Source organism: Streptomyces atratus (assembly GCF_040655115.1).
Taxonomy (GTDB): Bacteria; Actinomycetota; Actinomycetes; order Streptomycetales; family Streptomycetaceae; genus Streptomyces; species Streptomyces atratus_D.
The window spans coordinates 51,110-76,881 of sequence record NZ_JBFAJH010000028.1; the positions used below are offsets into that span (position 1 = coordinate 51,110).

At 68.0% G+C, this 25,772-nt stretch carries 19 protein-coding genes; 14 read left to right on the forward strand and 5 right to left on the reverse strand.

The genetic code is table 11. The annotated features are described in order from the left end of the window. Positions 1-129 precede the first annotated feature (129 nt). The 4 genes from AB0I23_RS25920 to AB0I23_RS25935 are packed head-to-tail and all read right to left on the reverse strand — an operon-like array spanning position 130 to position 3,986. Positions 130-903, reverse strand: a complete 774-nt coding sequence (locus tag AB0I23_RS25920; RefSeq protein ID WP_359112668.1) for a succinate dehydrogenase/fumarate reductase iron-sulfur subunit — start codon at positions 901-903, stop codon at positions 130-132. Next, on the reverse strand, positions 900-2,858 hold the full coding sequence (locus AB0I23_RS25925; RefSeq protein ID WP_359112670.1) for a fumarate reductase/succinate dehydrogenase flavoprotein subunit: 1,959 nt from the start codon (positions 2,856-2,858) through the stop codon (positions 900-902). Before AB0I23_RS25925 ends, AB0I23_RS25920 begins: the two co-directional genes overlap by 4 nt. After that, a complete protein-coding gene (locus tag AB0I23_RS25930) occupies positions 2,859-3,728 on the reverse strand; it encodes a hypothetical protein (RefSeq protein WP_436846998.1) in 870 nt (289 codons plus the stop codon). It abuts the gene before it with no gap. 9 nt (positions 3,729-3,737) lie between these two features. Further along, on the reverse strand, positions 3,738-3,986 hold the full coding sequence (locus AB0I23_RS25935; RefSeq protein WP_359112672.1) for a hypothetical protein: 249 nt from the start codon (positions 3,984-3,986) through the stop codon (positions 3,738-3,740). A gap of 284 nt (positions 3,987-4,270) precedes the next feature. Here AB0I23_RS25935 and AB0I23_RS25940 point away from each other — a divergent pair, with 284 nt between their 5' ends. The 13 genes from AB0I23_RS25940 to AB0I23_RS26000 all read left to right on the forward strand — a co-directional run bounded on the left by AB0I23_RS25940 (position 4,271) and on the right by AB0I23_RS26000 (position 22,668). Beyond that, positions 4,271-6,652 (forward strand): ABC transporter family substrate-binding protein, encoded by a 2,382-nt coding sequence (locus tag AB0I23_RS25940; protein ID WP_359112674.1) that lies wholly within the window; start codon positions 4,271-4,273, stop codon positions 6,650-6,652. A 693-nt stretch (positions 6,653-7,345) separates the two neighbouring features. After that, positions 7,346-9,217, forward strand: a complete 1,872-nt coding sequence (gene typA, locus AB0I23_RS25945; protein WP_359112675.1) for a translational GTPase TypA — start codon at positions 7,346-7,348, stop codon at positions 9,215-9,217. Positions 9,218-10,181: 964 nt separating this feature from the next. Then, positions 10,182-11,837: a peptide ABC transporter substrate-binding protein gene (locus tag AB0I23_RS25950; RefSeq protein ID WP_359112677.1), complete on the forward strand. Its 1,656-nt coding sequence runs from the start codon at positions 10,182-10,184 to the stop codon at positions 11,835-11,837. Between the two features lie 184 nt (positions 11,838-12,021). Beyond that, complete coding sequence (locus AB0I23_RS25955) at positions 12,022-12,948, forward strand: ABC transporter permease (protein ID WP_359112679.1); 927 nt, start codon at positions 12,022-12,024, stop codon at positions 12,946-12,948. 33 nt (positions 12,949-12,981) lie between these two features. Continuing rightward, positions 12,982-13,905: an ABC transporter permease gene (locus tag AB0I23_RS25960; protein ID WP_359112681.1), complete on the forward strand. Its 924-nt coding sequence runs from the start codon at positions 12,982-12,984 to the stop codon at positions 13,903-13,905. A gap of 51 nt (positions 13,906-13,956) precedes the next feature. Then, complete coding sequence (locus AB0I23_RS25965; RefSeq protein WP_359112683.1) at positions 13,957-15,003, forward strand: ABC transporter ATP-binding protein; 1,047 nt, start codon at positions 13,957-13,959, stop codon at positions 15,001-15,003. Continuing rightward, a complete protein-coding gene (locus AB0I23_RS25970; protein WP_359112685.1) occupies positions 14,996-16,138 on the forward strand; it encodes an ABC transporter ATP-binding protein in 1,143 nt (380 codons plus the stop codon). Before AB0I23_RS25965 ends, AB0I23_RS25970 begins: the two co-directional genes overlap by 8 nt. Before the next feature lie 208 nt (positions 16,139-16,346). After that, a complete protein-coding gene (locus AB0I23_RS25975; RefSeq protein ID WP_359112687.1) occupies positions 16,347-17,972 on the forward strand; it encodes a peptide ABC transporter substrate-binding protein in 1,626 nt (541 codons plus the stop codon). 54 nt (positions 17,973-18,026) lie between these two features. After that, positions 18,027-18,950: an ABC transporter permease gene (locus tag AB0I23_RS25980; RefSeq protein WP_359112688.1), complete on the forward strand. Its 924-nt coding sequence runs from the start codon at positions 18,027-18,029 to the stop codon at positions 18,948-18,950. Continuing rightward, positions 18,943-19,917 (forward strand): ABC transporter permease, encoded by a 975-nt coding sequence (locus AB0I23_RS25985; RefSeq protein WP_359112690.1) that lies wholly within the window; start codon positions 18,943-18,945, stop codon positions 19,915-19,917. The genes AB0I23_RS25980 and AB0I23_RS25985 overlap by 8 nt, the downstream gene beginning before the upstream one ends. A gap of 13 nt (positions 19,918-19,930) precedes the next feature. Next, a complete protein-coding gene (locus AB0I23_RS25990; protein ID WP_359112692.1) occupies positions 19,931-20,908 on the forward strand; it encodes an ABC transporter ATP-binding protein in 978 nt (325 codons plus the stop codon). Then, positions 20,898-22,091 (forward strand): ABC transporter ATP-binding protein, encoded by a 1,194-nt coding sequence (locus AB0I23_RS25995; protein WP_359112694.1) that lies wholly within the window; start codon positions 20,898-20,900, stop codon positions 22,089-22,091. Before AB0I23_RS25990 ends, AB0I23_RS25995 begins: the two co-directional genes overlap by 11 nt. Positions 22,092-22,305: 214 nt before the next feature. Continuing rightward, complete coding sequence (locus AB0I23_RS26000; protein ID WP_359112696.1) at positions 22,306-22,668, forward strand: hypothetical protein; 363 nt, start codon at positions 22,306-22,308, stop codon at positions 22,666-22,668. 511 nt (positions 22,669-23,179) lie between these two features. On the opposite strand, the gene AB0I23_RS26005 is transcribed toward AB0I23_RS26000, so the two are convergent. Continuing rightward, positions 23,180-25,312 carry a S9 family peptidase gene (locus AB0I23_RS26005; protein ID WP_359112699.1) on the reverse strand — a complete coding sequence of 711 codons (2,133 nt, stop codon included), beginning with the start codon at positions 25,310-25,312 and terminating at the stop codon, positions 23,180-23,182. Positions 25,313-25,513: 201 nt separating this feature from the next. Here AB0I23_RS26005 and AB0I23_RS26010 point away from each other — a divergent pair, with 201 nt between their 5' ends. Further along, the gene (locus AB0I23_RS26010) at positions 25,514-25,708 is read left to right on the forward strand and encodes a hypothetical protein (RefSeq protein ID WP_359112701.1); all 195 of its coding nucleotides are present in this window, start codon (positions 25,514-25,516) and stop codon (positions 25,706-25,708) included. The last annotated feature ends 64 nt before the right edge of the window (positions 25,709-25,772 follow it).

Below are 25,772 nucleotides of genomic sequence, written 5' to 3' on the forward strand. Positions count from 1 at the left end.
ACAGGCCGCGTGGGCTCTCCGAACACTCGCGTGCATGCTCTGCAGATGGTTCAGAAGCGGCCGCCGCCCCGCCGGCCGCAGGTGCCCCACCACCGAGACTGTCGGGCCCGCCCCACCGCCGCTCCCGCGTCAGGGAGCCTCCCGCCGTCGGATCTTGTTCCCCAGCCACACCAGCGGGTCGTACGTGCGGTCCACCGCCCTCTCCTTCAGCGGGATCAGCGCATTGTCCGTGATCTTGATGTGCTCGGGGCACACCTCCGTACAGCATTTCGTGATGTTGCAGTAGCCCAGCCCGTGCTCCTCCTGCGCCGTCGCCTTCCGGTCGAGTCCCGACTCGGCGGCGGCGTCCAGGGGGTGCATGTCCAACTCGGCGACCCGCATCAGGAAGCGCGGTCCGGCGAAGGCCGCCTTGTTCTCCTCGTGGTCGCGGACCACATGGCAGGTGTCCTGGCAGAGAAAGCACTCGATGCACTTGCGGAACTCCTGCGAACGCTCCACATCGACCTGCTGCATCCGGTAGTCGCCCGCCTTCACCCCTTCCGGTGGTACGAAGGCGGGCACTTCCCGTGCCTTGGTGTAGTTGAAGGTCACGTCCGTCACCAGATCGCGGATCACCGGGAAGGCCCGCAGCGGAGTGACGGTGATCGTCTCGTCCCGGTCGAACACCGACATGCGGGTCATGCACATCAGCCGCGGCCGTCCGTTGATCTCCGCGCTGCACGAACCGCACTTGCCGGCCTTGCAGTTCCAGCGCACCGCCAGATCGCCCGCCTGGCCGGACTGGATCCGGTGGATGATGTCGAGGACGACCTCGCCGTCGTTCACCTCGACCGAGAAGTCCTGCAGGTCACCGCCGTCGGCGTCGCCGCGCCAGACCCTGAACCGGGCTTCGTAGCCGCTCACTCGTACAGCTCCTCTTCGGCGAGGTACTTGACCAGCTCCTCCTTCTCGAAGAGGGAGAGCAGGTCCGGTCGGATGGGGTCGGTCGTCTTCCGTACGAGTTCGATCCGGCCGCCCGGTGCCAGGGCACCGTCCTCGGACAGCCGGCAGAGCAGATTGACCGGCCGCCAGGAGCGCTCCATCGTCGGACAGTCCTCGCGGGTGTGACCGCCGCGGCTCTCCGTGCGTTCCAGCGCGGCCCGGGCGATGCACTCGCTGACCAGCAACATGTTCCGCAGGTCCAGGGCGAGGTGCCAGCCCGGGTTGAACTGCCGGTGGCCCTCGACCCCGGCGCGGCGCGCCCGTATCCGCAGCGCGGCGAGGTTCTCCAGCGCCTCTTCCATCTCGGGTGCCCGCCGGATGATGCCGACCAGGTCGTTCATCGTCTGCTGGAGTTCCTGGTGGAGGGTGTACGGATTCTCCGCGGGCTCCCCGACGGCGTCAGAGTCCCCGGCGCTGAACGGACGCAGAGCCTCCGCCGCCGCCGCGTCGATCTGCTCCTCGTCCACCACCGGCGGATCGCCGATCGCGCTCGCGTACTCGGCGGCGTGCAGTCCGGCGCGACGGCCGAAGACCAGCAGGTCGGAGAGGGAGTTCCCGCCGAGCCGGTTGGAGCCGTGCATACCGCCCGCGACCTCGCCCGCCGCGAACAGACCGGGCACGTCGACGGTTGCCGCGGTGTCCGAGTCGACGGCGATCCCGCCCATCACGTAGTGGCAGGTCGGGCCGACCTCCATGGCCTCCGCCGTGATGTCGACATCCGCCAGCTCCTTGAACTGGTGGTACATCGAGGGCAGCCGCCGCCGGATCGTCTCGGCCGGCATCCGGGTGGACACGTCCAGGAAGACGCCGCCGTGCGGTGAGCCGCGGCCCGCCTTCACCTCGGAGTTGATGGCGCGGGCGACCTCGTCGCGCGGCAGCAGTTCGGGCGGGCGGCGGTTGTGGTCCGGATCTTCGTACCAGCGGTCGCCCTCCTCCTCCGACTGCGCGTACTTCTCCTTGAACACGTCGGGGACGTAGTCGAACATGAACCGCTTGCCCTCGGAGTTGCGCAGCACCCCGCCGTCGCCGCGCACCGACTCGGTGACGAGGATCCCCTTGACGGACGGGGGCCAGACCATGCCGGTCGGATGGAACTGTACGAACTCCATGTTCAGCAGGGGTGCGCCCGCCATCAGTGCGAGGGCGTGGCCGTCGCCGGTGTACTCCCAGGAGTTCGACGTGACCTTGAAGGACTTGCCGATGCCGCCGGTGGCGAGGACGACCGCGGGCGCTTCGAGGACGAAGAAGCGGCCGGACTCACGCTCGTAGCAGAAGGTGCCGCTGACCCTCCCCCCGAGCCTTCGGCCGGGGGGGACCCCCACCCCGCTTCGCTCGCCGTCCTTGAGCACCCGCGTGACGGTGCACTCCTGGAAGACCTTCAGCCGGGCCTCGTAGTCGCCGTGCTCGCGGTAGTCCTCCTGTTGCAGCGAGACGATCTTCTGCTGGAGGGTGCGGATCAGTTCGAGGCCGGTACGGTCCCCGACGTGGGCGAGCCGCGGGTACTCATGGCCGCCGAAGTTGCGCTGGGAGATCCTCCCGTCCGGCGTACGGTCGAAGAGCGCCCCCCAGGTCTCCAGCTCCCAGACCCGGTCCGGCGCCTCCTTGGCGTGCAGCTCCGCCATCCGCCACTGGTTGAGGAACTTCCCGCCGCGCATGGTGTCGCGGAAGTGCACCTGCCAGTTGTCCCCGGAGTTCACATTGCCCATGGAGGCGGCAATTCCGCCCTCCGCCATGACCGTGTGTGCCTTGCCGAAGAGCGACTTGCAGATGACCGCGGTACGGGCCCCGCGCTCCCGTGCCTCGATGGCTGCGCGCAGCCCGGCGCCTCCGGCACCGACCACGACGACGTCCCACTGCTGCCGTTCGAGCTCAGTCATTCAGAAAAACCTCGGATCGTCGAAGGCGCCGGAGGCGACGAGATACACGTAGAAGTCGGCGAGCGCCACGCTGATCAGGGAGGACCAGGCGAGCAGCATGTGCCGGGCGTTCAGCCGGCCCACCCAGCCCCACAGCCGGTAGCGCACCGGGTGCTTGGAGAAGTGCCGCAGCCGGCCGCCGATGATGTGCCGGCAGGAGTGGCAGGAGAGGGTGTACGCCCAGATCAGCGTGATGTTGACCAGGAAGATCAGAGAGCCGAGGCCCATGTGGCCCCAGGCGTAGTGCTCGTCGCGGAAGGAGAGCACGGTGTCGTAGGTGAGGATCCCGGCGACCGGCACCGCGGCGTAGAAGAAGTACCGGTGGATGTTCTGCATGATCAGCGGGAAGCGGGTCTCGCCGGTGTACGTCCTGTGCGGCTCGGCGACCGCGCAGGCCGGGGGGGAGGCCCAGAAGCCCCGGTAGTAGGCCTTGCGGTAGTAGTAGCAGGTCAGCCGGAAGCCGAGCGGGAAGACCAGGATCAGCAGGGCGGGGGAGAGGCCCCACCAGCTGCCGAAGAGTTCCCAGTTCGGGCCGTGCCGCATGGGGGCGCAGTTCTCCGCCAGACAGGGCGAGTAGAACGGCGACACATAGGGGGCGGCGTAGTAGTCGGCGTTCGAGAAGGCTCGCCAGGTCGAGTAGACGATGAAGGCGAGGAGCCCGCCCGCGGTGACCGCGGGCGCCAGCCACCAGCGGTCGGTCCGCAGATGGCGGGCGGCGATGGCGGCCCGCGAGGCGTCGTGCACGCCGGACCGCCGGGCGGTACGTGCGCCGCGCCGCACGGGATCGTTGCGTTGAGATGGTTCCGTACCTGGTTCTGTGCCGGTGGCCAAGGAACTCTCCTAGGGGGCGTGCCTGCCGCGGACGCCCAGACCCTCGTCGTCCGAGTCCGTCCACAAGGTGGCGTCGTACGGCGCCTCGGTGATCGTGATGACGCCGTCGACGGGGTCGGTGCCGGCGGCGGCTCCGGGTGGCTGCGGACCGGCGTCGGCCGCGCGCAGCTGCGCAAGGCTCCGCTCCAGCCGTCCGACGGTGCGGGCCAGGTCGTCTAGGCAGCGCTGAACAGCAGTCAACTCGTCCTGCAGTGACATGACTTGCTCTCACCTCTGCGGTCGCGGGCGGCAATGCTCATGCGCATGCGAGTGTCGCGCGTCACACCACCTTTGGGAAGGGAGCGGGCCGCCCTGTCTTTGCTCGGCACTCCGCCGCCCGGGTGAGGTTCGCGGGCTGCGCGCCGTGTCTGCGCTGTCCCGCGCGCGTGGGCGCCTTCATTGGATGAGCGGAATCAGTGCGATCAACAGTAAATGCCACTAAATACGCATCATCTGGTCCATTCGAGTGCGGGTGGGCCGGGCCGGCCCCGGAGGTATCAGCCATGTCCCACGTCGGCGTCCCCCGCGGGACGGTCCGAAAGCGCCGCCCGCTCGCGCTCCTTGTCGCGGGTGTGCTCACGATCCCCGCGCTCGCCGGGTGCACCAGTTCGGATGATCAGGCCACCGCCGCCACCGTCGTTCCGCAGGACGTGGCCCCCGCGGGCCGGGGTCATGTCGCCGAGGGCGGCACGGTCAACTGGGCGATCGACGCGATGCCCGCGACCTTCAACGCCTTCCAGGCGGACGCCGACGCCACCACCACACGCATCACCGGGGTTTTGCTGCCGACGCTCTTTCCGCTCGACGCCAAGGGCACCCCGCAGATGAACCGGGACTATCTGAATTCCGCAAAGGTTGTCGAGCGCGAGCCCAAGCAGGTCGTGCTCTACCGGCTCGACCAGCAGGCGGTCTGGAGCGACGGCCGGGAGATCGGGGCCCCCGACTTCGTCGCCCAGTGGCGGGCGCTCAGCGGCAAGGACTCGGCGTTCTGGACCGCCCGCAACGCCGGCTACGAGCGGATCGAACGGATCGAGCGCGGCGCCAACGACCTGGAAGTCCGGGTCACGTTCGCCAAGCCGTACGCGGACTGGCGCTCCCTCTTCTCCCCGCTGTACCCCAAGGAGATGACCAGCTCCCCGGCAGCATTCAACGACGGGGCGCGGACCACGCTCAAGTCCACCGCAGGACCGTTTCGGCTGCGCGGCGTGGACCAGGGACGGGGCACCATCACCCTGGTCCGCAACCCGCGCTGGTGGGGCGGCCAGGCCAAGCTCGACTCGATCGTCTTCCGTGCGGTCAAGCCGAAGGACCGCACCGCGGCGCTGGTCGAGGGCAAGGTCGACGTCGCCGATGTCGATGCTGCGGCGGCGCACCGGATCGTGGCGGCGGGACGGGACAAGGGAGGCAACGGGCAGCCGCTCACCCACGGCCCCGGCTCGGAGATCGGCCCGGCCGCCGCGCTGCGCTCCTGGGCCGTGGCGCACGGCTCGGACGAGCACGCGGCTGCGGTCGCCCAGGCGGCCAGGGAGAAGACCAGGGCAGCCGCCGAGGTGTACGCCTCCGAGCAGGACGGGCTGCGCGCCTACGTTCTCCGCAAGTCCCTGGGGCCCGCCTACACCCAGCTCGCGCTGAACGGTGAGTCCGGGCCACTGGCCGACGACCGGGTGCGCCGCGCGGTCGCCCGGGCCCTGAACCGCCAGGAGCTCGCCGACGCCGTACTGAGTCCGCTCGGTCTGCCCGCCGCCCCGCTCGGCAGCCACCTTGCAGTGGCCGGACAGCCCGGCTACCAGGACAACAGCGGGGCGCTCGGCGACCAGGACACCAAGGAGTCGCAGGCGCTACTGGCGGACGCCGGCTGGACGCGGGACGGCGCGACGAAGAAGTCCGGCGGCACGAAGGCAGGCAGCGAGGGCGAGAAGACGAAGGACAAGGCCGAAAAGGAGAAGGCGGACAAGGCCGCGAAGGCGGACAAGAGCGACGGCAAGTCGGACGACGCCGGTGCGCAGCACCAGCCGACCAGCGGCGACGGCAGGCACATCCTCGGCGGCGACGACAAGCCGGGCGACGCGGAAGGGGCCGGTCACATCCTCGCCCCCGCTCCGGCCGCCGCCGTCCAGAGCGCCGCCCTGCTGCGCCAGGCGGGAACCTTCTCGGACGCCTACGCCCGCGCCGTCGTCGACACCGGCCCTGCCGAGGTCACCCGCGAGAAGGTCACCGCCCAGGAACGCGGGCCGGGCGGCGCCGCCGGCGCCTACGCCCCCGCGGGGACTGCGGCTCCGGCGGCCCCGGCCAGGGCCGCGGGCGGAGTCCGCGGCCCCCTCGGCAAGGACGGCAGGGCGCTGATCCTGCGTTTCGTCCTGCCCTCCGGACCCGGCTCGGAGTCGCTGCGGACCGTGGGGGACAAGATTTCGGCCATGCTCGATTCGGTCGGCATCTCCACCGAGATCATCAAGGTCTCGGACGCCAGCTATTTCAAGGACCATGTCGCCTCGGGCGACTACGACCTGGCGCTGTACTCATGGCCCGCCACCGCCTACCCGGCCACCGACGACCGGCCGATCTTCGCCAAGCCGGTGCCCGCCACCGACGGATCGCTGCTCGTCGAGCAGAACTACACCCGCATCGGTACGGACCACATCGACCAGCTCTTCGACCAGGCGGTCTCCGAGCTCGACGAGGGGGCTGCCCGGGACCTGATGAGGCAGGCGGACGCCCGGATCTGGGCCGCTGCAGGATCGATTCCGCTGTATCAGCGCCCGCAGCTCGTGGCCACCAACAAGAAGCTTGCGAACGTCGGTGCCTTCGGCTTCGGAGTCCCTCACTACCAGGACATCGGCTTCAAGAAGCCCCAAGCGGCAGGTTCCCCCGCGAACCGTAAGAAGTAGCAGGTCAGGACCGCAACGGAAGGCTCAGAAGCGGCTCAATTCCCTTGCCCGCCGGGTGCTCGGCGGGCAAGGTCGTGGCCACCTGTTGACCCGGGCAACCAATGCGCCGACACCCCCACGACCGCGCATCCCCTCCCTCTTGGAAGTCGCTCGACTGCCGCGTGGAGCTGCCCCGGAGGGACCGTGTCCGTGACCGCCGGTGAAATTCACCGGAAGACACGACCACCGAGGTAGAAACACGAAGGGCGAGAGAGGTGAGCTCCCGCCGTATCGCAGGGCGGCGACACGGCTCCGATCCGGAACGCGGCGGACAGGGGCGCCGTCGTGCGGCAGGGCGGCCCGTATGTGGCGTACAGCACCCTCCGGCTGTTCGAGGCCGATTTCCGCTCCTCCGTCACGGGGGGAGCGGAAAGGGGAGCAGACCGTCGGACATGTGGCGAACCGGAGTGTTCCGGGTAGCGGAGTGGTCGGCTGTGACCAGGCGTTCGGCGAGAACGCCCCGGCCGCGGCCCGCGAAACCAGAGGCGTCGGTTGCCGTCCGTGAGCGGCCGGTAACCCTTGCCCGGGAAGTCGCCACGGCGCCAGCCCCGTACCATGGGGGGTAGCCGTGGCGTGTCCGCCCGGCGGGCGTACGAGGACTTGAGACCGACTGAGACGCCTGATCCCACGATCCGAGAGAAGCGCAAGCCACCCATGCCCACGCGCCACGACATCCGTAACGTAGCCATCGTCGCCCACGTCGACCACGGCAAGACCACGCTGGTCGACGCCATGCTCAAGCAGGCCGGCGCCTTCGCCGCGCACGCCGCCGAGCACCTCGACGACCGCATGATGGACTCGAACGACCTGGAGCGTGAGAAGGGCATCACGATCCTCGCCAAGAACACGGCGGTGAAGTATCACCCCAAGGACGGCGGGGACCCGATCACGATCAACATCATCGACACCCCCGGCCACGCCGACTTCGGCGGCGAGGTCGAGCGCGGTCTTTCGATGGTGGACGCGGTCGTGCTGCTCGTCGATGCCTCCGAGGGCCCGCTCCCGCAGACCCGCTTCGTGCTGCGCAAGGCACTCTCCGCGAAGATGCCGGTCATCCTCTGCATCAACAAGACGGACCGTCCCGACTCCCGGATCGCCGAGGTCGTCGACGAGACGTACGACCTGTTCCTGGACCTCGATGCGGACGAGGACCAGATCGAGTTCCCGATCGTCTACGCCTGCGCCCGTGACGGCGTCGCCTCGCTGACCAAGCCGGAGGACGGCACCGTCCCGACCGACAGCGAGAACCTGGAGCCGTTCTTCACCACGATCCTGGCGCACGTCCCGGCTCCGGAGTACGACGACGAGGCGCCGCTGCAGGCCCACGTCACCAACCTGGACGCCGACAACTTCCTCGGTCGTATCGCGCTCTGCCGCGTCGAGCAGGGTGAGCTGCGCAAGGGCCAGACCGTCACCTGGATCAAGCGCGACGGCACGATGTCCAACGTCCGCATCACCGAGCTGATGATGACCGAGGCGCTCACCCGCAAGCCGGCCGAGAAGGCGGGCCCGGGCGACATCTGCGCCATCGCCGGTATCCCGGACATCATGATCGGCGAGACGCTGGCCGACCCCGAGAACCCGGTCGCGCTCCCGCTGATCACGGTCGACGAGCCGGCCATCTCGATGACCATCGGCACGAACACCTCGCCGCTCGTCGGCAAGGGCGGCAAGGGCCACAAGGTCACCGCCCGTCAGGTGAAGGACCGCCTCGACCGCGAGCTGATCGGTAACGTGTCGCTCCGCGTCCTGGACACCGAGCGCCCCGACGCCTGGGAGGTCCAGGGCCGAGGCGAGCTCGCGCTGGCCATCCTCGTCGAGCAGATGCGCCGTGAGGGCTTCGAGCTCACGGTCGGCAAGCCGGAGGTCGTCACCAAGCAGGTCGACGGCAAGACGCACGAGCCGATCGAGCGCATGACGATCGACTCCCCCGAGGAGCACCTCGGTGCGATCACGCAGCTGATGGCGACCCGCAAGGGCCGCATGGAGACGATGACGAACCACGGTTCGGGCTGGGTCCGCATGGAGTGGATCGTTCCGTCCCGCGGTCTCATCGGCTTCCGTACGGAGTTCCTGACGCAGACCCGCGGTACGGGCATCGCGCACTCCATCTTCGAGGGCCACGAGCCGTGGTTCGGCGAGCTGCGCACCCGCCACAACGGCTCCCTCGTCGCGGACCGCGCGGGTTCGGTGACGCCGTTCGCCATGGTCAACCTGCAGGAGCGCGGTGTCATCTTCACCGAGGCAGGCACCGAGGTCTACGAGGGCATGATCGTCGGCGAGAACTCCCGCGCCGACGACATGGACGTGAACATCACCAAGGAGAAGAAGCTCACCAACATGCGTGCCGCCTCCGCGGACACCACGGAGAACGTGGTGCCGGCCCGGAAGCTGTCGCTGGAGCAGTCCCTCGAGTTCTGCCGCGAGGACGAGTGCATCGAGGTGACCCCGGAGACCGTTCGTATCCGCAAGGTCGTCCTGGACCAGAAGGAGCGCGGCCGCGCCGCGTCGCGCGCCAAGCGCTGACCCGCCGCAGGTCCGCCCGGTCCGGTCCGTCGGACCGGGCGGACGATGCGTCAGACATGAGGCATGGCCCCCGCACTGCGTGCGGGGGCCATGCCTCTTTTCCGGCTGCTTCTCCCGAATTGTCTCTCCAGGCCGCACAGGTAGCCGGATATCCGCGACTGGGAACACGCTGCTGCCCACATATTTCCGATCGGGAAGCATACGCTTGTCACCATCGAAACTCAAAGGTTCCTCAAATGGCTGATCCTGTGGCCCCGTTGGGTTGTCAGGATCGGCGTCGGCGCATCGACCGACGGAGTTGAGATTGCACATGTGAATCATTCGCGATTCGCGTGGGCAACGGGGTGGTCGATGCAGAGGGTGATGGCGTGGCCGCGTCGTCCGCACAGGACCGGAATGGGGAACCGTGAGGATGTGAATCGCTTCGGCGGCCGCTGCGACCGCGCTTGCCGGTTCGGCGTCGGTGATTGTGCCGACGACCACGGCCGGCGCCGGGCGGGCAATCTGCGACCCGGGCGGCCGTGTCCGTGCGCGTGCCCAGCCGATCCGCTTACGCGGGTCTGCGGGGCACCTCTGCACGCCCGTGCCCCCCCAGGTGCGACAGGGTGCTGCGCTCGGCGGTGCACAACTCCTTTTTGTGAGCCGTGTGTCCGGTTATCGGATGTCGCTCTCCGGAACGCGTGTTAACGGTCCGTTTCGGGAGTGTCTGTCTGGGATCGCTTTGTCCAGATTTCGGCCGCCCGCGACCTGTTGATGTTGTCAAACCGAGACCCTTTAAGTGTGGTTTACAGTCCGGTCGTACTTAATAGTTGGCTCCATTGAGCTCGGGTCAATGGGTCACGCGCCTTGGGGAGCGCCGACTCACGAGCACACTGGGGTAACGGATCTTCGCCGTCAGGGGTGTCGGCGCGATATCGGTTGCCCCCTCTTGCAGTGAACAAGTGGACTCATGAGGAGGAAACCCATGCGTGGTGCCAAGAGCGCCAAGTGGGTCGCGGGGGCGGCAATCATCGCCCTGGCTGCGACGGCCTGTGGTGGTAACGACGACAACGGCTCCGGCAAGGAGAAGGGGGGCTCGGGCAAGGCCGGCGGTACGTTCCGTCTCGGCATCACCGAGCCTGTCGCGATCGACCCGTACAACGCCCAGGAGTCCGAGGGCATCCTGGTCACGGACAACCTCTTCTCGGGTCTGTACGAGCCCACGGCCGATGGCCAGGTCATCCCCGTGCTCGCCGAGTCGAAGCAGGTCAGCGACGACGGCAAGACCTGGACCTTCAAGATCAAGGCCGGCACCAAGTTCAGCAACGGTGAAGTGGTGGACGCCGAGTCCTTCATCCGTGGCTGGAACCGTGTCGCGCAGAAGAAGGCCGCCTCCGACGTCGCCTACCACATGGCCGGCATCGCGGGCTTCGACGACGTGCAGTCGGGCAAGGCCGAGACGATGTCGGGCCTGAGCGCCCCGGACGCGAACACCCTCCAGGTGAAGCTCTCGGCGCCGGACTTCGAGTTCGACATCAAGACGACCCACACCGTGTTCAGCCCGGTGCCGAAGGCCGCCGGTGACGCCAAGAACGCGGCGTACAACGTGGCTCCCATCGGTAACGGCCCCTTCAAGATGCAGGGCAAGTGGGAGCACAACAAGAAGATCACGCTCGTCCGTAACGACGACTACGGTCTGGCGAAGGCGAAGCTCGACAAGGTCGAGATCTCGATCCTCAACTCCCAGAACGGCTCGACCCTGGAATACCAGGGCTTCCAGTCGGGCCAGTTCGACTGGGCGCGTATGCCCACCCCGCAGCTCGCTCCGGCCAAGGCCAAGTACGACCCGCAGGGCGAGTGGCTCGAGCAGGACACCAACGGCATGAACTACCTCCTGCCGATCACCGACAACGGACCGCTGAAGTCGGTGAAGGCCCGCGAGGCCGTGTCGTACGCGATCGACCGCGACGCCATCATCGCCGGTGTTTTCCAGGGCATGCAGTCCAAGTCGACGACGATCCTGCCGCCGGTCTTCAAGGACGTCTACACCAAGGACCTCTGCACCTCCTGCGTCAAGCAGGACAAGGTGAAGGCCAAGGCGCTGGCGAAGGAGGCCGGTCTCAAGCCCGGCACCACCATCGACATCGGCTACAACACCGGTGCGGGCCACGAGGAGTGGATCCAGGCCATCGCCCAGCAGCTGGAGGACGTCCTCGGCGTCAAGGTGAAGGCGACGGGCAAGCCCTTCGCCGAGCTCCTCGCCGACCAGCAGAAGCCGAAGGCCACGGGCGCCTACCGCTTCGCGTGGGGTGCGGACTACCCGACGCCGGACAACTTCCTGTTCCCGCTGCTGTCCACCTCGTCCATCAACAAGGACGAGTCGGGCAAGGTCACCGGTGACAACCGTGGCCGTTACAGCAACAAGACGTTCGACGACCTGCTCGCCAAGGCCCGTGGCACCAAGGAGCTCGCTGCTCGCAACGAGATCTACAAGGAGGCCGAGAAGGTCGCGATGGGCGACGTCGCGCTCATCCCGCTGTGGAACCGTCACCAGCTGCGTCTCGTCAACACCAAGAAGTTCGCGGACGTCAAGATGGACTTCCATGAGGACCCGAACCTCGCCGAGCTGAGCCTGAAGTAGCCGGTCGCCGCTCAAAAGCGGCACCGAAATTGGGGGCCGTGGTGCTGAGCATGCGCTCAGCGCCACGGCCCCCGATGCCCGTCGGGAGTGGTGCGATCCACCGCCCCGCCCCCCAAATCCCACCCCCCCGCATCCGGGGCGAGGGCACTGCTCTGGTAGGCGCAGTGAGGTAGAGAGGTAAGTCATGGGAAGGTATGTGGTCCGTCGGCTCGGCCAGTTGGTCGTGGTCGTCCTGGGCGCGACCCTGGTGCTGTTCGCCTGTCTGTTCGTGTTTCCGGGCGATCCGGTCGGACAGATCGCGGGCAGCGACAAGGCGCGTGATCCGGCTGTCATCGAGCAGCTCCACAAGCAGTACGGCCTGGACAAGCCGTTGGTCGTGCAGTACGGCACCTACGTCGGCAAGCTCGCCACCGGCGACCTGGGCCAGGACTACACCCAGGGACGCCCGGTCACCGAGATCCTGGGTCCGAAGCTGGTCAACACCGCGAAGCTGGCCGTCGTCGCGATCATCTTCGACGTGATCATCGGTATCGCGGCCGGTGTGATCGCCGCGATGCGCAGATATTCCATCTGGGACGTGTCGGTCACCTTCACCACCACCCTGGCCATCGGCGTGCCATCCATCGTGCTCGGCATGATCATGCAGTGGATCTTCGTGGTCCAGCTGGGATGGTTCCCGCTCATCTCCGACGGCACCGTCAACTCACTGATCCTGCCCGCGTTCACGCTGGCGATCATCGACGCCGCTCTGGTGGCGCAGATCGCCCGGAGCACCATGCTCGAAGTGATGGGTGCCGACTACGTCAAGACCGCGGTGGCCAAGGGACTTCCCCGCGCCACGGTTCTTTTCCGGCACATCCTGCGCAACTCCGTGATCCCGGTGGTCACCTACGTGGGTATCTCCTTCGGATCGCTGCTCGGCGGCGCGATCATCACCGAGACGATCTTCAACTGGGACGGCATCGGGCTGGCGCTGGTCAACGCGATCCAGCAGAACAACAACCCCATCATCGTGGGGGTCGTGACGATCGGTGTGGCGGTCTTCGTCGTGCTGAACCTGATCGTCGATCTGCTCTACGCCGCCCTTGACCCGCGTATCCGCCTCGCCTGATCCGGCCGAGTCGTCCGAAATAGGAGTTACACCATGACTGAACTCGTCACGGGCAAGGAGGGGCCGGCGGTGGCCGAACCCGGCACAGCGGCGGCGGGCGCCGAACCCGCCGTAGCGCGGGTGAGCCAGTGGGCCGACATCCGGGCCCGCTTCCTCGCCAACAAGCTCGCTGTCGTCGGTCTCGTCATCCTGGTCGTTCTGGTCCTGGTCGCGATCTTCGCGCCTCTCCTGGCGCCGTTCGATCCGCTCAGGCAGGACCTCACCAACACCCTTCAGGCGCCGAACGGAGAGCATCTGCTCGGGACCGACGCGCTCGGCCGCGACCAGCTGTCGCGTCTCGTCTACGGCAGCCGGATCGCCATGATCGTCGGTATAGCCTCGATCTTCGTGGCCTGCTCGATCGGCATCATCCTGGGTGCCCTGGCCGGTTACTTCGGCCGCGCCATCGACTCGGTGATCATGCGTGTCGCGGATATCTTCTTCGCGTTTCCGCTGCTCATCGGCGCCATCGTCGTCATTCTGCTGATGGGCCGTGGAGTGCTGCCCGTCGTGCTGTCGCTGGGTATCTTCTCCTGGGCCACCTTTGCCCGTCTGCTGCGCAGCCAGATCCTCTCGGTGCGCGAGATGGACTACGTGCACGCCGCCCGGGCACTGGGCGCGAGCCGGTTCCGGATCATCCGCCAGCACATCCTGCCCAACTCGCTGACGGCCGTTCTGGTCTACGCGACCAGCAACGTCGGTATCGCCATCGTGGCCGAGGCGTCGCTCTCCTACCTCGGCGTCGGCGTACCGCCCGAGGTCGCCGAGTGGGGCAATATGATCGCGGCCGGCCGGAACTTCATGGGAGTCAAGGACTTCATGTGGACGTATCCGAGCCTTGCCATCGTCGTCACCGCGCTCGGCTTCGTTCTGCTGGGCAATGGTCTGCGCGACGCACTCGACCCGAAGCTCCGGTGAGGCACCGCGATGAGTGCAAGCAAGCTGAGCAAGCAAGCCGAAGGTGATGACATGACCAGCGCCGAGACAGCCGGCGTCGGCAGCGGACCGGCCAAGGCCGCCCCGCTGCTCGAAGTCCGGGACCTCCACGTGGAGTTCAAGGTCCGCGACACCGTGACCAAGGCGGTCAACGGTGTCAGTTACAGCGTGAACGCGGGCGAGACCCTCGCCGTGCTCGGTGAGTCCGGTTCGGGCAAGTCCGTCACCGCGCAGGCGATCATGGGCATTCTGGACAGCCCGCCCGGCCGCATCGCGGGTGGCGAGATCTTCTTCCATGGCCAGGAGATCCTGTCCATGCCGGAGAACGAGCGCCGCAAGCTGCGCGGTGCCAAGATGGCGATGATCTTCCAGGACGCGCTGTCCTCGCTCAACCCGGTTCTCTCCGTGGGCTTCCAGCTCGGGGAGATGTTCCGGTCGCACCTCGGCTTGTCCCGCAAGGACGCCAAGGCCAAGGCCATCGAGATGATGGACCGGGTGCGCATTCCGGCCGCGAAGCAGCGTGTCGGGGACTACCCCCACGAGTTCTCCGGCGGTATGCGCCAGCGCATCATGATCGCCATGGCGCTCGCCCTGGAGCCGGACCTGATCATCGCCGACGAGCCGACCACCGCGCTCGACGTGACGGTGCAGGCACAGGTGATGGAACTGTTGGCGGAGCTTCAGCGCGAACTCGACATGGGCCTGATCCTGATCACGCACGACCTGGGTGTGGTCGCGGACGTCGCCGACAAGATCGCCGTGATGTACGCGGGCCGGATCGTCGAGACGTCCCCGGTCCACGAGATCTACAAGCGCCCCGCCCACCCGTACACCAAGGGTCTGCTCCAGTCGATCCCGCGCCTGGACCACAAGGGCCAGGAGCTGTACGCGATCAAGGGCCTCCCGCCCAACCTGCAGAACATCCCGGCGGGCTGTGCGTTCAACCCGCGCTGCTCCGCCGCGCAGGACATCTGCCGTACGGACATTCCGGTACTCAGCCCGGTGACCGAGCAGGACGGCACCGAGCTGGTCGGCCGCGGCAGCGCCTGCCACTTCTGGAAGGAGACGATCCATGGCTGACATGAAGAAGGAGTCCGTGGACGCCACCCCGAACGTCACCGAAGTGGAGACGGTCGACGCATCCACCGAGGCGGCGACCGTGGCCGCCATCGAGGCGCCGGTCGCGCAGGGCGAACCGATTCTCCAGGTGCGCGATCTGGTCAAGCACTTCCCGCTGACCCAGGGCATCCTGTTCAAGAAGCAGATCGGTGCCGTCAAGGCGGTCGACGGGATCTCCTTCGACCTGCACCAGGGTGAGACGCTGGGTATCGTCGGAGAGTCCGGCTGTGGCAAGTCCACCGTCGCCAAGCTCCTGATGCTGTTGGAGACGGCGACGGCCGGCGAGATCTTCTACAAGGGCCAGGACATCACCAAGCTGTCCGGGCACGCGCTGAAGGCGGTCCGCCGGAACATCCAGATGGTGTTCCAGGACCCGTACACCTCGCTGAATCCCCGTATGACGGTCGGTGACATCATCGGGGAGCCCTTCGACATCCACCCCGAGGTGGCCCCGAAGGGTGACCGGCGCCGCAAGGTGCAGGATCTGCTCGATGTGGTCGGTCTCAACCCCGAGTACATCAACCGCTATCCGCACCAGTTCTCCGGCGGTCAGCGCCAGCGCATCGGCATCGCCCGTGGCCTCGCGCTCCAGCCCGAGATCATCATCTGCGACGAGCCGGTGTCGGCCCTGGACGTCTCCGTCCAGGCGCAGGTCATCAACCTGATGGAGAAGCTGCAGGACGAGTTCAACCTCTCCTACCTCTTCATCGCGCACGACCTGTCGATCGTCCGGCACATCTCCGACCGGGTCGGCGTCATGTACCTCGGCAGGATGGCCGAGATCGGTACGGACACGCAGATCTACGAACACCCGACGCACCCCTACACCCAGGCGCTGCTGTCGGCGGTCCCGGTTCCCGACCCGGAGGCCCGCGAGGGCCGCGAGCGGATCGTGCTCGTCGGTGACGTCCCGTCGCCCGCGAACCCGCCCTCGGGCTGCCGCTTCCGCACCCGCTGCTGGAAGGCCGAGGACAAGTGCGCCACGGAGACGCCGCTGCTGGCGGTTCCCGAGCGCTTCAAGTCCTCGGACACCCCGGCCGCACATGAGTCGGCCTGCCACTTCGCCGAGGAGAAGGACGTCGTCGGCGCTGCGTGATCCTGCCCCGACGGGCATACAACGACAGGGCGCCCGGAACCAGACGGTTCCGGGCGCCCTGTCGTGCGTCCACGCATTTTCGTTATGCGGGGGCATCCGGCCGTTCCGGTGACGGGGTCGCACGGACGGCCGTAGTGCTGATGCATTGGTCCATTGATGAGGTGATATTTGGCTCTACATGCGATGAAGACCGATAAGGAGGCTTTCCATGCGCGGAGCCACACAAGCCAAGTGGGCCGCTTGCGCGGTGGCGGTTGCCCTGACGGCGACGGCCTGCGGCGGCGGGGGCGGCGGCGGTGGCGGTGGCGCCAATGTGGTGAGCTCCTCCTGGGGTGACCCGCAGAACCCGCTGGAGCCCGCCAACACCAACGAGGTGCAGGGCGGCAAAGTCCTCGACATGGTCTTCCGGGGGCTGAAGAAGTACGACCCGAAGACGGGTGCGGCCACGAACATGCTGGCCGAAAAGATCGAGTCCACCGACTCGCAGAACTTCACCATCACTCTGAAGGACGGCTGGACCTTCAGCAACGGCGAGAAGATCACGGCGCACTCGTTCGTGGACGCCTGGAACTACGGTGCCCTGCTGAAGAACAATCAGAAGAACGCCTACTTCTTCGGATATATCGACGGCTATGACAAGGTCCACCCGAACACCGGCAACGCCTCCGCGACCACGCTCTCCGGCCTCAAGGTCGTCGACCCGAAGACCTTCACGGTCAAGCTGTCGCAGAAGTTCTCGCTCTGGCCGGACACCCTCGGCTACCCGGCCTTCGCACCGCTGCCGAAGGCCTTCTTCACCGACCATGCCGCCTGGGTGGCCAAGCCCGTCGGCAACGGCCCTTACACCATTGAGAAGTACACCAAGGGCTCCTTGATGAGCCTGCGCAAGTGGGACGGTTACCCCGGTGACGACAAGGCGCAGAACGGCGGCATCGACCTCAAGGTCTACACGGACAACAACACCGCCTACACCGACCTGGTCGCGGGCAACCTCGACCTCGTCGACGACGTACCGGCCTCGCAGCTGAAGAACGTCAAGGCGGACCTCGGCGACCGCTACATCAACACCCCGGCCGGCATCATCCAGACGATCGCCTTCCCCTTCTACGACAAGAAGTGGGACACACCCGGAGGGATCAAGGTCCGGCAGGGTCTGTCGATGGCGATCAACCGGGACCAGATCACCAGCCAGATCTTCCAGAAGACCCGCACTCCCGCCTCCGACTGGACCTCCCCGGTCCTCGGCGAGCAGGGCGGCTTCAAGAAGGGGCTCTGCGGTGCCCCGTGCGAGTACAACGCGGCGGATGCCAAGAAGCTGGTCCAGGAGGGCGGCGGGATCCCCGGCGGCCAGCTGAAGATCTCGTACAACGCGGACACCGGCTCGCACAAGGAGTGGGTCGACGCCGTCTGCAACAGCATCAACAAGGCGCTGGGCAACAACAAGGCCTGTGTCGGCGCCCCGGTCGGCACCTTCGCCGACTTCCGCAGCCAGGTCTCCCAGCAGAAGCTGACCGGACCCTGGCGCGCGGGCTGGCAGATGGACTACCCGCTGATCCAGAACTTCCTGCAGCCGACCTACTACACCAACGCCTCGTCCAACGACGGCAAGTGGAGCAGCAAACAGTTCGACTCCCTGATCGACAAGGCGAACGCCGAGTCCGACAAGGCCAAGGCCGTCGCGACGTTCCAGGACGCGGAGAGGGTCCTCGCCGAGCAGATGCCCGTCATCCCGCTCTGGTACCAGAACGGCAGCGCGGGCCACTCGGCCCGGATCACCCATGTCTCGCTGAACCAGTTCAGCGTCCCGGTGTACGAGCAGATCAAGGTCACGTAGGACCCGGCTTCCCCGTCCCCGAGCAACTGCCCCCCGCGACCCCCGGAGCCCCTCATGGGACGTTATGTGATCCGGCGGCTGCTGCAGATGATCCCGGTCTTCTTCGGCACCACGCTATTGATCTTCCTCATGGTGAACGTGATGGGTGACCCCATTGCGGGTCTCTGCGGCGAGCGCCAGTGCGACCCTGCGACCGCAGCCCGGCTCCGCGCGGAATTCGGCCTCGACAAGCCGGTCTGGCAGCAGTACCTCACCTACATGGGCAATGTCTTCACCGGCGACTTCGGCACCGCGTTCAACGGCCAGAAGGTCACCGAGCTGATGGCCACCGCCTTCCCCATCACCATCCGGCTCACCATCATCGCGATCGTCTTCGAAGTCGTCATCGGCATCACCCTCGGCGTCGTCACCGGTCTGCGCCGGGGCCGCCCCGTCGACACCACCGCGCTGATCCTGACCCTGGTCGTCATCTCCGTCCCGACCTTCGTCACCGGTCTGCTGCTCCAGCTCCTCCTCGGCGTGAGATGGGGGATCATCGATCCGTCCGTCTCTTCGGAGGCGCCGTTCAACGAACTCCTCGTCCCTGGGCTCGTCCTCGCCTCGGTCTCCCTGGCGTACGTCACCCGGCTCACCCGGACCTCGATCGCCGAGAACGCCCGCGCCGACTACGTCCGTACCGCCGTCGCCAAGGGCCTCCCCAGGCGCCGGGTCGTCATCCGGCATCTGTTGCGCAACTCGCTGATCCCCGTCGTCACCTTCATCGGTACGGACGTCGGCGCCCTGATGGGAGGGGCGATCGTCACCGAGCGCATTTTCAACATCCACGGCGTCGGCTACCAGCTCTACCAGGGCATTCTGCGTCAGAACTCCCAGACCGTCGTCGGGTTCGTCACCATCCTGGTCCTCGTCTTCCTGGCGGCCAACCTGATCGTCGACCTCCTGTACGCCGTACTCGACCCGAGGATCCGCTATGCCTGAGCAGACGCCGGACGAAGCGATCTCCGCGGGAGGAGCGGGTGCGGGCACGGGCCTCGCCATCGAGGAAGGGGAGACCCTGGAGAAGACCCCGGGCGGCCCCGAAGGGACCGGACCGGCGGAGAAACCCCGCAGTCTCTGGTCCGACGCCTGGCGCGACCTGCGCCGCAACCCGGTCTTCATCATCTCCGCCCTGATCATCCTCTTCCTGGTGATCATCTCGATCTGGCCGTCCCTGATCACGAATCAGGACCCGCTCAACTGCGACCTGGGCAAGGCTCAGGAGGGTTCCCAGCCCGGCCACCCGTTCGGCTTCGACGGGCAGGGCTGCGACGTCTACACCCGTACGGTCTACGGGGCCAGGGCCTCGGTCACCGTCGGTGTCTGCGCCACCGTCGGAGTCTCGCTCCTCGGCGGCATCCTGGGCGGTTTCGCCGGCTTCTTCGGCGGCTGGTGGGACTCGGTCCTCTCCCGTCTCACCGACGTGTTCTTCGGCATCCCGGTCGTCCTCGGTGGCCTGGTCTTCCTCTCCGTGGTGCCCGGCTCCACCGTCTGGCCGGTGATCGGCTTCATCGTCCTGCTGGGCTGGCCGCAGATCGCCCGTATCGCACGTGGCTCGGTCATCACCGCCAAACAGAACGACTACGTCCAGGCGGCCCGAGCGCTCGGCGCCTCCAACTCCCGGATCATGCTCCGCCACATCGCCCCCAACGCGGTGGCCCCCGTGATCGTCGTCGCCACCATCGCCCTCGGTACGTACATCTCTCTGGAGGCGACCCTCTCGTTCCTCGGCGTCGGCCTGAAACCGCCGGCCGTCTCCTGGGGCATCGACATCTCCGCAGCGGCCAACTACATCCGCAACGCCCCGCACATGCTCCTCTGGCCCGCCGGGGCGCTGGCGATCACCGTGCTCGCCTTCATCATGCTCGGCGACGCGGTGCGCGACGCCCTCGACCCCAAGCTGCGCTGAGGAGCCCGCTGCCATGTTGCTCGAAGTGCGCGATCTGCACGTGGAGTTCCACACCCGGGACGGGGTGGCCAAAGCCGTCAACGGGGTCAACTACTCGGTGGCCGAGGGCGAGACGCTCGCCGTGCTCGGCGAGTCGGGCTCCGGCAAGTCGGTCACCGCGCAGGCGATCATGGGGATCCTCGACATGCCGCCGGGGAGGATCAGCGGCGGTGAGATCCTCTTCAAGGGTCGCGACCTGCTGAAACTGAAGGCCGAGGAGCGCCGGAAGGTCCGCGGCCAGCAGATGGCCATGATCTTCCAGGACGCCCTGTCCTCCCTCAACCCCGTGCTCAGCGTGGGGGAGCAGCTCGGCGAGATGTTCACGGTGCACCGCGGCATGTCCCGCAAGGACGCCAAGCTGAAGGCCATCGAGCTGATGGACCGGGTCCGTATCCCCGCAGCGAAGGAACGGGTCGGGAACTACCCGCACCAGTTCTCCGGCGGCATGCGCCAGCGCATCATGATCGCCATGGCGCTGGCGCTGGAACCGTCACTGATCATCGCGGACGAACCCACCACCGCCCTCGACGTGACCGTCCAGGCCCAGGTGATGGACCTCCTCGCCGAGCTCCGGCGCGAGCTCAACATGGGCCTCATCCTGATCACCCACGACCTCGGCGTGGTCGCCGACGTCGCCGACTACATCGCCGTGATGTACGCGGGCCGGATCGTCGAGTCGGCCCCCGTCCACGAGATCTACAGGGCGCCCGCCCACCCGTACACCAAAGGCCTGCTCCGGTCGATCCCGCGGCTGGACCAGAAGGGCCAGGAGCTGTACGCCATCAGGGGGCTGCCGCCCAACCTGCTGCACATCCCGCCCGGCTGCGCCTTCAACCCGCGCTGCCCGATGGCCCAGGAGATCTGCCGCGGCGAGGTACCGCCGCTGTTCGAGGTGGCCGAACACCGCGAGAGCGCCTGCTACTTCTGGAAGGAGACGCTCGATGCGCGCTGAACCGGGGGGCATCCGCGCGGGCGGCGAACCCATTCTGGAGGTGATCGACCTCGTCAAGCACTACCCGCTGACCCAGGGCATCCTGATCAAGAAGCAGGTCGGTGCGGTCAAGGCGGTCGACGGGGTCTCGTTCGAGCTGGCCGCGGGCGAGACCCTCGGCATCGTGGGGGAGTCCGGCTGCGGCAAGTCGACCGTCGCCAAGATGCTCGTCCATCTGGAACAGCCGACGTCCGGCTCGATCAAGTACAAGGGCGAGGACATCACCGAGCTGTCCGGGCGTGCACTGAAGGCCGTGCGGCGCAACATCCAGATGGTGTTCCAGGACCCCTACACCTCGCTCAATCCGCGGATGACGGTCGGCGACATCATCGGGGAGCCGTACGAGATCCACCCCGAGGTCGCGCCCAAGGGCGAGTGGCGGCGCAAGGTGCAGGACCTGCTCGATGTCGTCGGCCTCAACCCGGAGTACATCAACCGCTATCCGCACCAGTTCTCCGGCGGCCAGCGCCAGCGGATCGGCATCGCGCGCGGGCTGGCCCTCAACCCCGAGATCATCGTCGCCGACGAACCGGTCTCGGCCCTCGACGTCTCCGTACAGGCACAGGTCATCAACCTGCTCGACCGGCTGCAGGCGGAGTTCAACCTGAGTTTCGTCTTCATCGCGCACGACCTCTCGATCGTTCGGCACATCTCCGACCGGGTCGGCGTGATGTATCTGGGCCGGCTCGCCGAGATCGGTACGGACGAGCAGATCTACGATCACCCCACGCACCCGTACACCCAGGCACTGCTGTCCGCCGTGCCGGTGCCGGACCCGATGGCGCGCGAGCACCGCGAGCGGATCATCCTGCACGGCGACGTGCCGTCCCCGGCGAATCCGCCGTCCGGCTGCCGCTTCCGTACCCGCTGCTGGAAGGCGCAGGAGCGGTGCGAGCTCGAGGTGCCGCTGCTCGCGGTCCCGGCGGTCTTCCGGCTGACGGACACCCCGGCCGCACACGATTCGGCGTGCCACTTCGCGGAGGAGAAGCAGGTGGTTCCGCCGGAGGGGCTGCTGGAGACGCCGGTGACGGAGCCGGTGGAGCCCGGGGAACCGGGCGGGCCGGAGGAGCCCGCTGCACCCGACGACGGTACGGGCGGGGGCGACGGACCGCCGCCCCCGCCCGGAGGCGCCCAACTGGGCTGACCGTTGCCGGGAACCACCCCGGATTCGTTAACGCGCGGGCAACTTGACCGTCGCAGGTCCGATATACGAACGCGCCAGCATGGACAACGTACGGCCGTGCGGGTGCCGTGAACCGGTCGGGGGGCTGTCATGTCCCTCCGGCCGGTTACCCGTTTCAACCGGGGTTCCGGCGTCCCCCTTGTCGGGTGACCGGACCCGGTGGAATATCGCAGGCGTGATACTCACGCGCGGGACAAGAGCCACCGGTGCCGTCCTGTGTGCTGTGCTCGCGGTGACCGTCGCGGGCTGGCTCGTGCGGGATGTCAGGGCCGTCGGGGATCCCGGCGAACTGTGGCGGTACTGGGCCGGCTACGTCGACGCCCGACCGAAAGTCGGGCCCGCCACGTCGGCGATCGATGTGGCGATGCTCGTGGTGTACGTGGTCGCCGCGGTCGCCGCAGTGCGGTCCACGGTGGCCGCGGCCGCCCTGGTCGCCACCGGAGTGACCACTCTCGCGGTGCGACTGCCCGGGCTCTGGAACATCGGCGCCGACGGGATGGACACCGATTCCCCGACGAGCTCCGGACCCGCGCCCTGATCTGCGCCTTCGTGGCGCTCGCGGCCGGGTCGGCGCTGATCGTCACCGCGGGGGCGGGCCGCAGACCGCCGCGAGACTTCCACGAGCAGCCGCCCACCCGGCCCGGCCGGGGCGCCTCCGTCACGACGTTCCTGCTGCTGGGAGCCTCGGGAGCGGTCGTGATCGCCTGGGAGATCCGCCAGGCCGTCACGTACCCGTCCAGGTACCCCGAGTGGTTCGTGGGCGGGGGTACTGACGTGGTTCTTCGAAACGATCGCGGGAGCGGTGGTGCTGTCGGCCCTGGCCCGCAGAGGCTTCCCCGACAACACCCCGCCCCCACTCCCCAGGACCAGCGCTACGGCCACCCGCAGCCCGGCGTGTTCGGGCCCCCGCCGCCCTCCCGGCCCCCACCGGGCTGGTAGGGCCCGCCCCGGTCGGCGGAAGCCGTCTAGGGCGCCCCCAGGCCTTTGAGGCTCCTTCGAGGCCATGGGGGGAGACCGAGGACAGGGCGCCTCGCCGGGCGCCCGGGCCCCTACCTGTCCAGCCCCAGCGCCCGCTTCAGGAAGTCCACCTGCAACAGGAGCAGATTCTCCGCAACCTGCTCCTGCGGGGTCATGTGCGTCACCCCGCTCAGCGGCAGCACCTCGTGCGGCCGCCCTGCCGAGAGCAGCGCCGACGACAGTCGCAGCGAGTGCGCGACCACCACGTTGTCGTCCGCCAGCCCGTGAATGATCATCATCGGCCGGACCTGGTCCGCGGCCTCGGACAGCCCCTCGTCGGTGAGGAGCGAGTTGTACGCGTACACCTCGGGCTGTGTCGTCGGGTCACCGAGATAGCGCTCGGTGTAGTGGGTGTCGTACAGCCGCAGGTCGGTCACCGGAGCTCCCACGACGGCCGCGTGGAAGACGTCGGGCCGTCGCAGCACGGCCATGCCCGCGAGGTAGCCGCCGTACGACCAGCCGCGGATCGCCACCTTGGAGAGATCCAGCGGGAACCTTTCGGCGAGTGCGTGCACCGCCTCCACCTGGTCGTCCAGAGTGAGGACCAGGTTGTCCCTGATCGCCTTCTCCCAGGCGGGGGAGCGCCCCGGAGTGCCGCGGCCGTCCGCGACGACCACCGCGAAGCCCTGGTCGGCGAACCACTGCGAGGTGAGGTGAGGATGGTGCGCGGCGACGACCCGTCGCGCGTGCGGTCCACCGTACGGATCCATCAGGACCGGAAGCGGACCATCCGACTCCTGATAGCCGGTGGGGAGCAGTACGGCGCACGGAATCCGCTGTGCGCCCCCCTCGGTGAACTGCACCCGGGCCGTGAGAACCGGCTCCTCCGCGTGGTTCGCGACCGTCGCGACCTGCTTGCCGCTCCGGAGCACCCGCACCTCCGTGCCGGGCCGCTCCGGCGACGCCGAGACCAGCACGGTCACCTCGCCCGCCCGGACCGCCGAGTGCACCCCCGCGCCCTCGGAGACCCGCTCCACGCCCAGCTCGTTGACCCGGTAGACATGGCTCTGCCCGATCTCCGGCTCCGTCGCGTCCTCGCCCGCCGAAGCCGACACCAGGACGTCCGACTCACCGATGTCCAGGACCGCCTGGATCTGCAACTGCGCCCCGGTCAGCGGCCGGTCGCCCACGGCGAGGACCCGCGCCCCGCCCTCGTCCACGATCCGCACGAGCCGCCCGTCCGGCGCCCACGCGGGCACCCCGGGGAACAGGTCCAGCCACACCGGGTCCTCGTCGACATGAACCGTCCGCGTCGCACCGCTCTCCGTGTCCACCGCGAGGAAGAGCTGACTGCGCTGGTCACGGGCCTGCACCAGGATCAGCGGGGCGCCGTCGGACGACCAGTGCACCTGCGCCAGATACGGATACCGGGCCCGGTCCCACACCACTTCGGTACGGGCCCCGTCCAGGTCCGTCACCAGGAGCCGCACCTCCGCGTTGGGCGTCCCCGCCGCCGGGTACGCGACCTCGGCGGGCTTGCGGTCCGGGTGCGCGGGGTCGGCGATCCACCACCGCTTCACCGCACTGTCGTCGACCCGTGCGACCAGCAGACGGTCCGACTCCGGCGACCACCAGAAGCCGCGCGAGCGCTGCATCTCCTCGGCCGCGATGAACTCCGCGAGACCGTACGAGATGTGCGCGCCCTCCGGCTCCGCCAGCGCCCGGTCCCCGTCGCCCTCCGCCCCCACGACGCGCAGTGCGCCCTTCGACACGTACGCGACATGGCGCCCGTCGGGCGACGGACGCGGGTCCAGCACCGGACCCGGTACCGGCAGCGCGTGGGCCGTCCCGGCGCGCAACTCGGCGACGTACACCTTCCCGGAGAGCGCGAACGCCGCCAACTCGGCCGCGGAGTCGACCGCGTAGCCGACGATCCCCGCAGACCCCTCGCGGCTCCGCTCGCGCCGTGCGCGCTCCTGCGCGGACAGCTTCTCCGCCGAACCGCCCAGCAGCGCCTCGGGGTCGGCGACGACCCGCTCCTTCGGCGTGGAGCCGTCCGCCAGGTCCAGCACCCAGAGCCGGTTGGTCCGGTCCGTGCCGGAGGCCGACCGGAGGAAGATCACCCGCTCCCCGTCCGGTGAGACGGTGAACGCACGCGGAGCGCCGAGGGTGAACCGCTGCGTTCTGGCGTGCTGACGGGGAAACGAGAGCTTCTGCGAGGTCATACCCCCGAACCCTAGGGCCTGATCGGAGGGTGCGGGGAATCGGACATAGCGCCCGACCGCCCGGTCGTGCGCCCCTTGTGCTGCTGTGCCCCGATCAATGCGGTGGCACGGATAGTTATGATCCGTAGCGCTCGGTGGGTATGAACCTGCTGGCTCCATGTGTGCTGCCCGTCCCGACCGTACTGATGGAGGTGAACCGCCGTGGCACTCTCGATTTCGGCGGTGGTGCTGCTGGCGATCGTCGTCTTCCTGCTGATCCGGAAATCCGGACTGAAGGGCGGACATGCGGTGGTCTGCATGCTGCTCGGTTTCTATCTCGCAAGTTCGTCCATCGCACCCACCATCTCGGAGGTGACCACGAATGTTGCCGGCATGATCGGCGGCATCAAGTTCTGATCCGGGGTCTGTCTTTCGGGTGCCCAACCCTCTCCGCGGTCGGCCCGCAGGGCAGTCGGCTCGT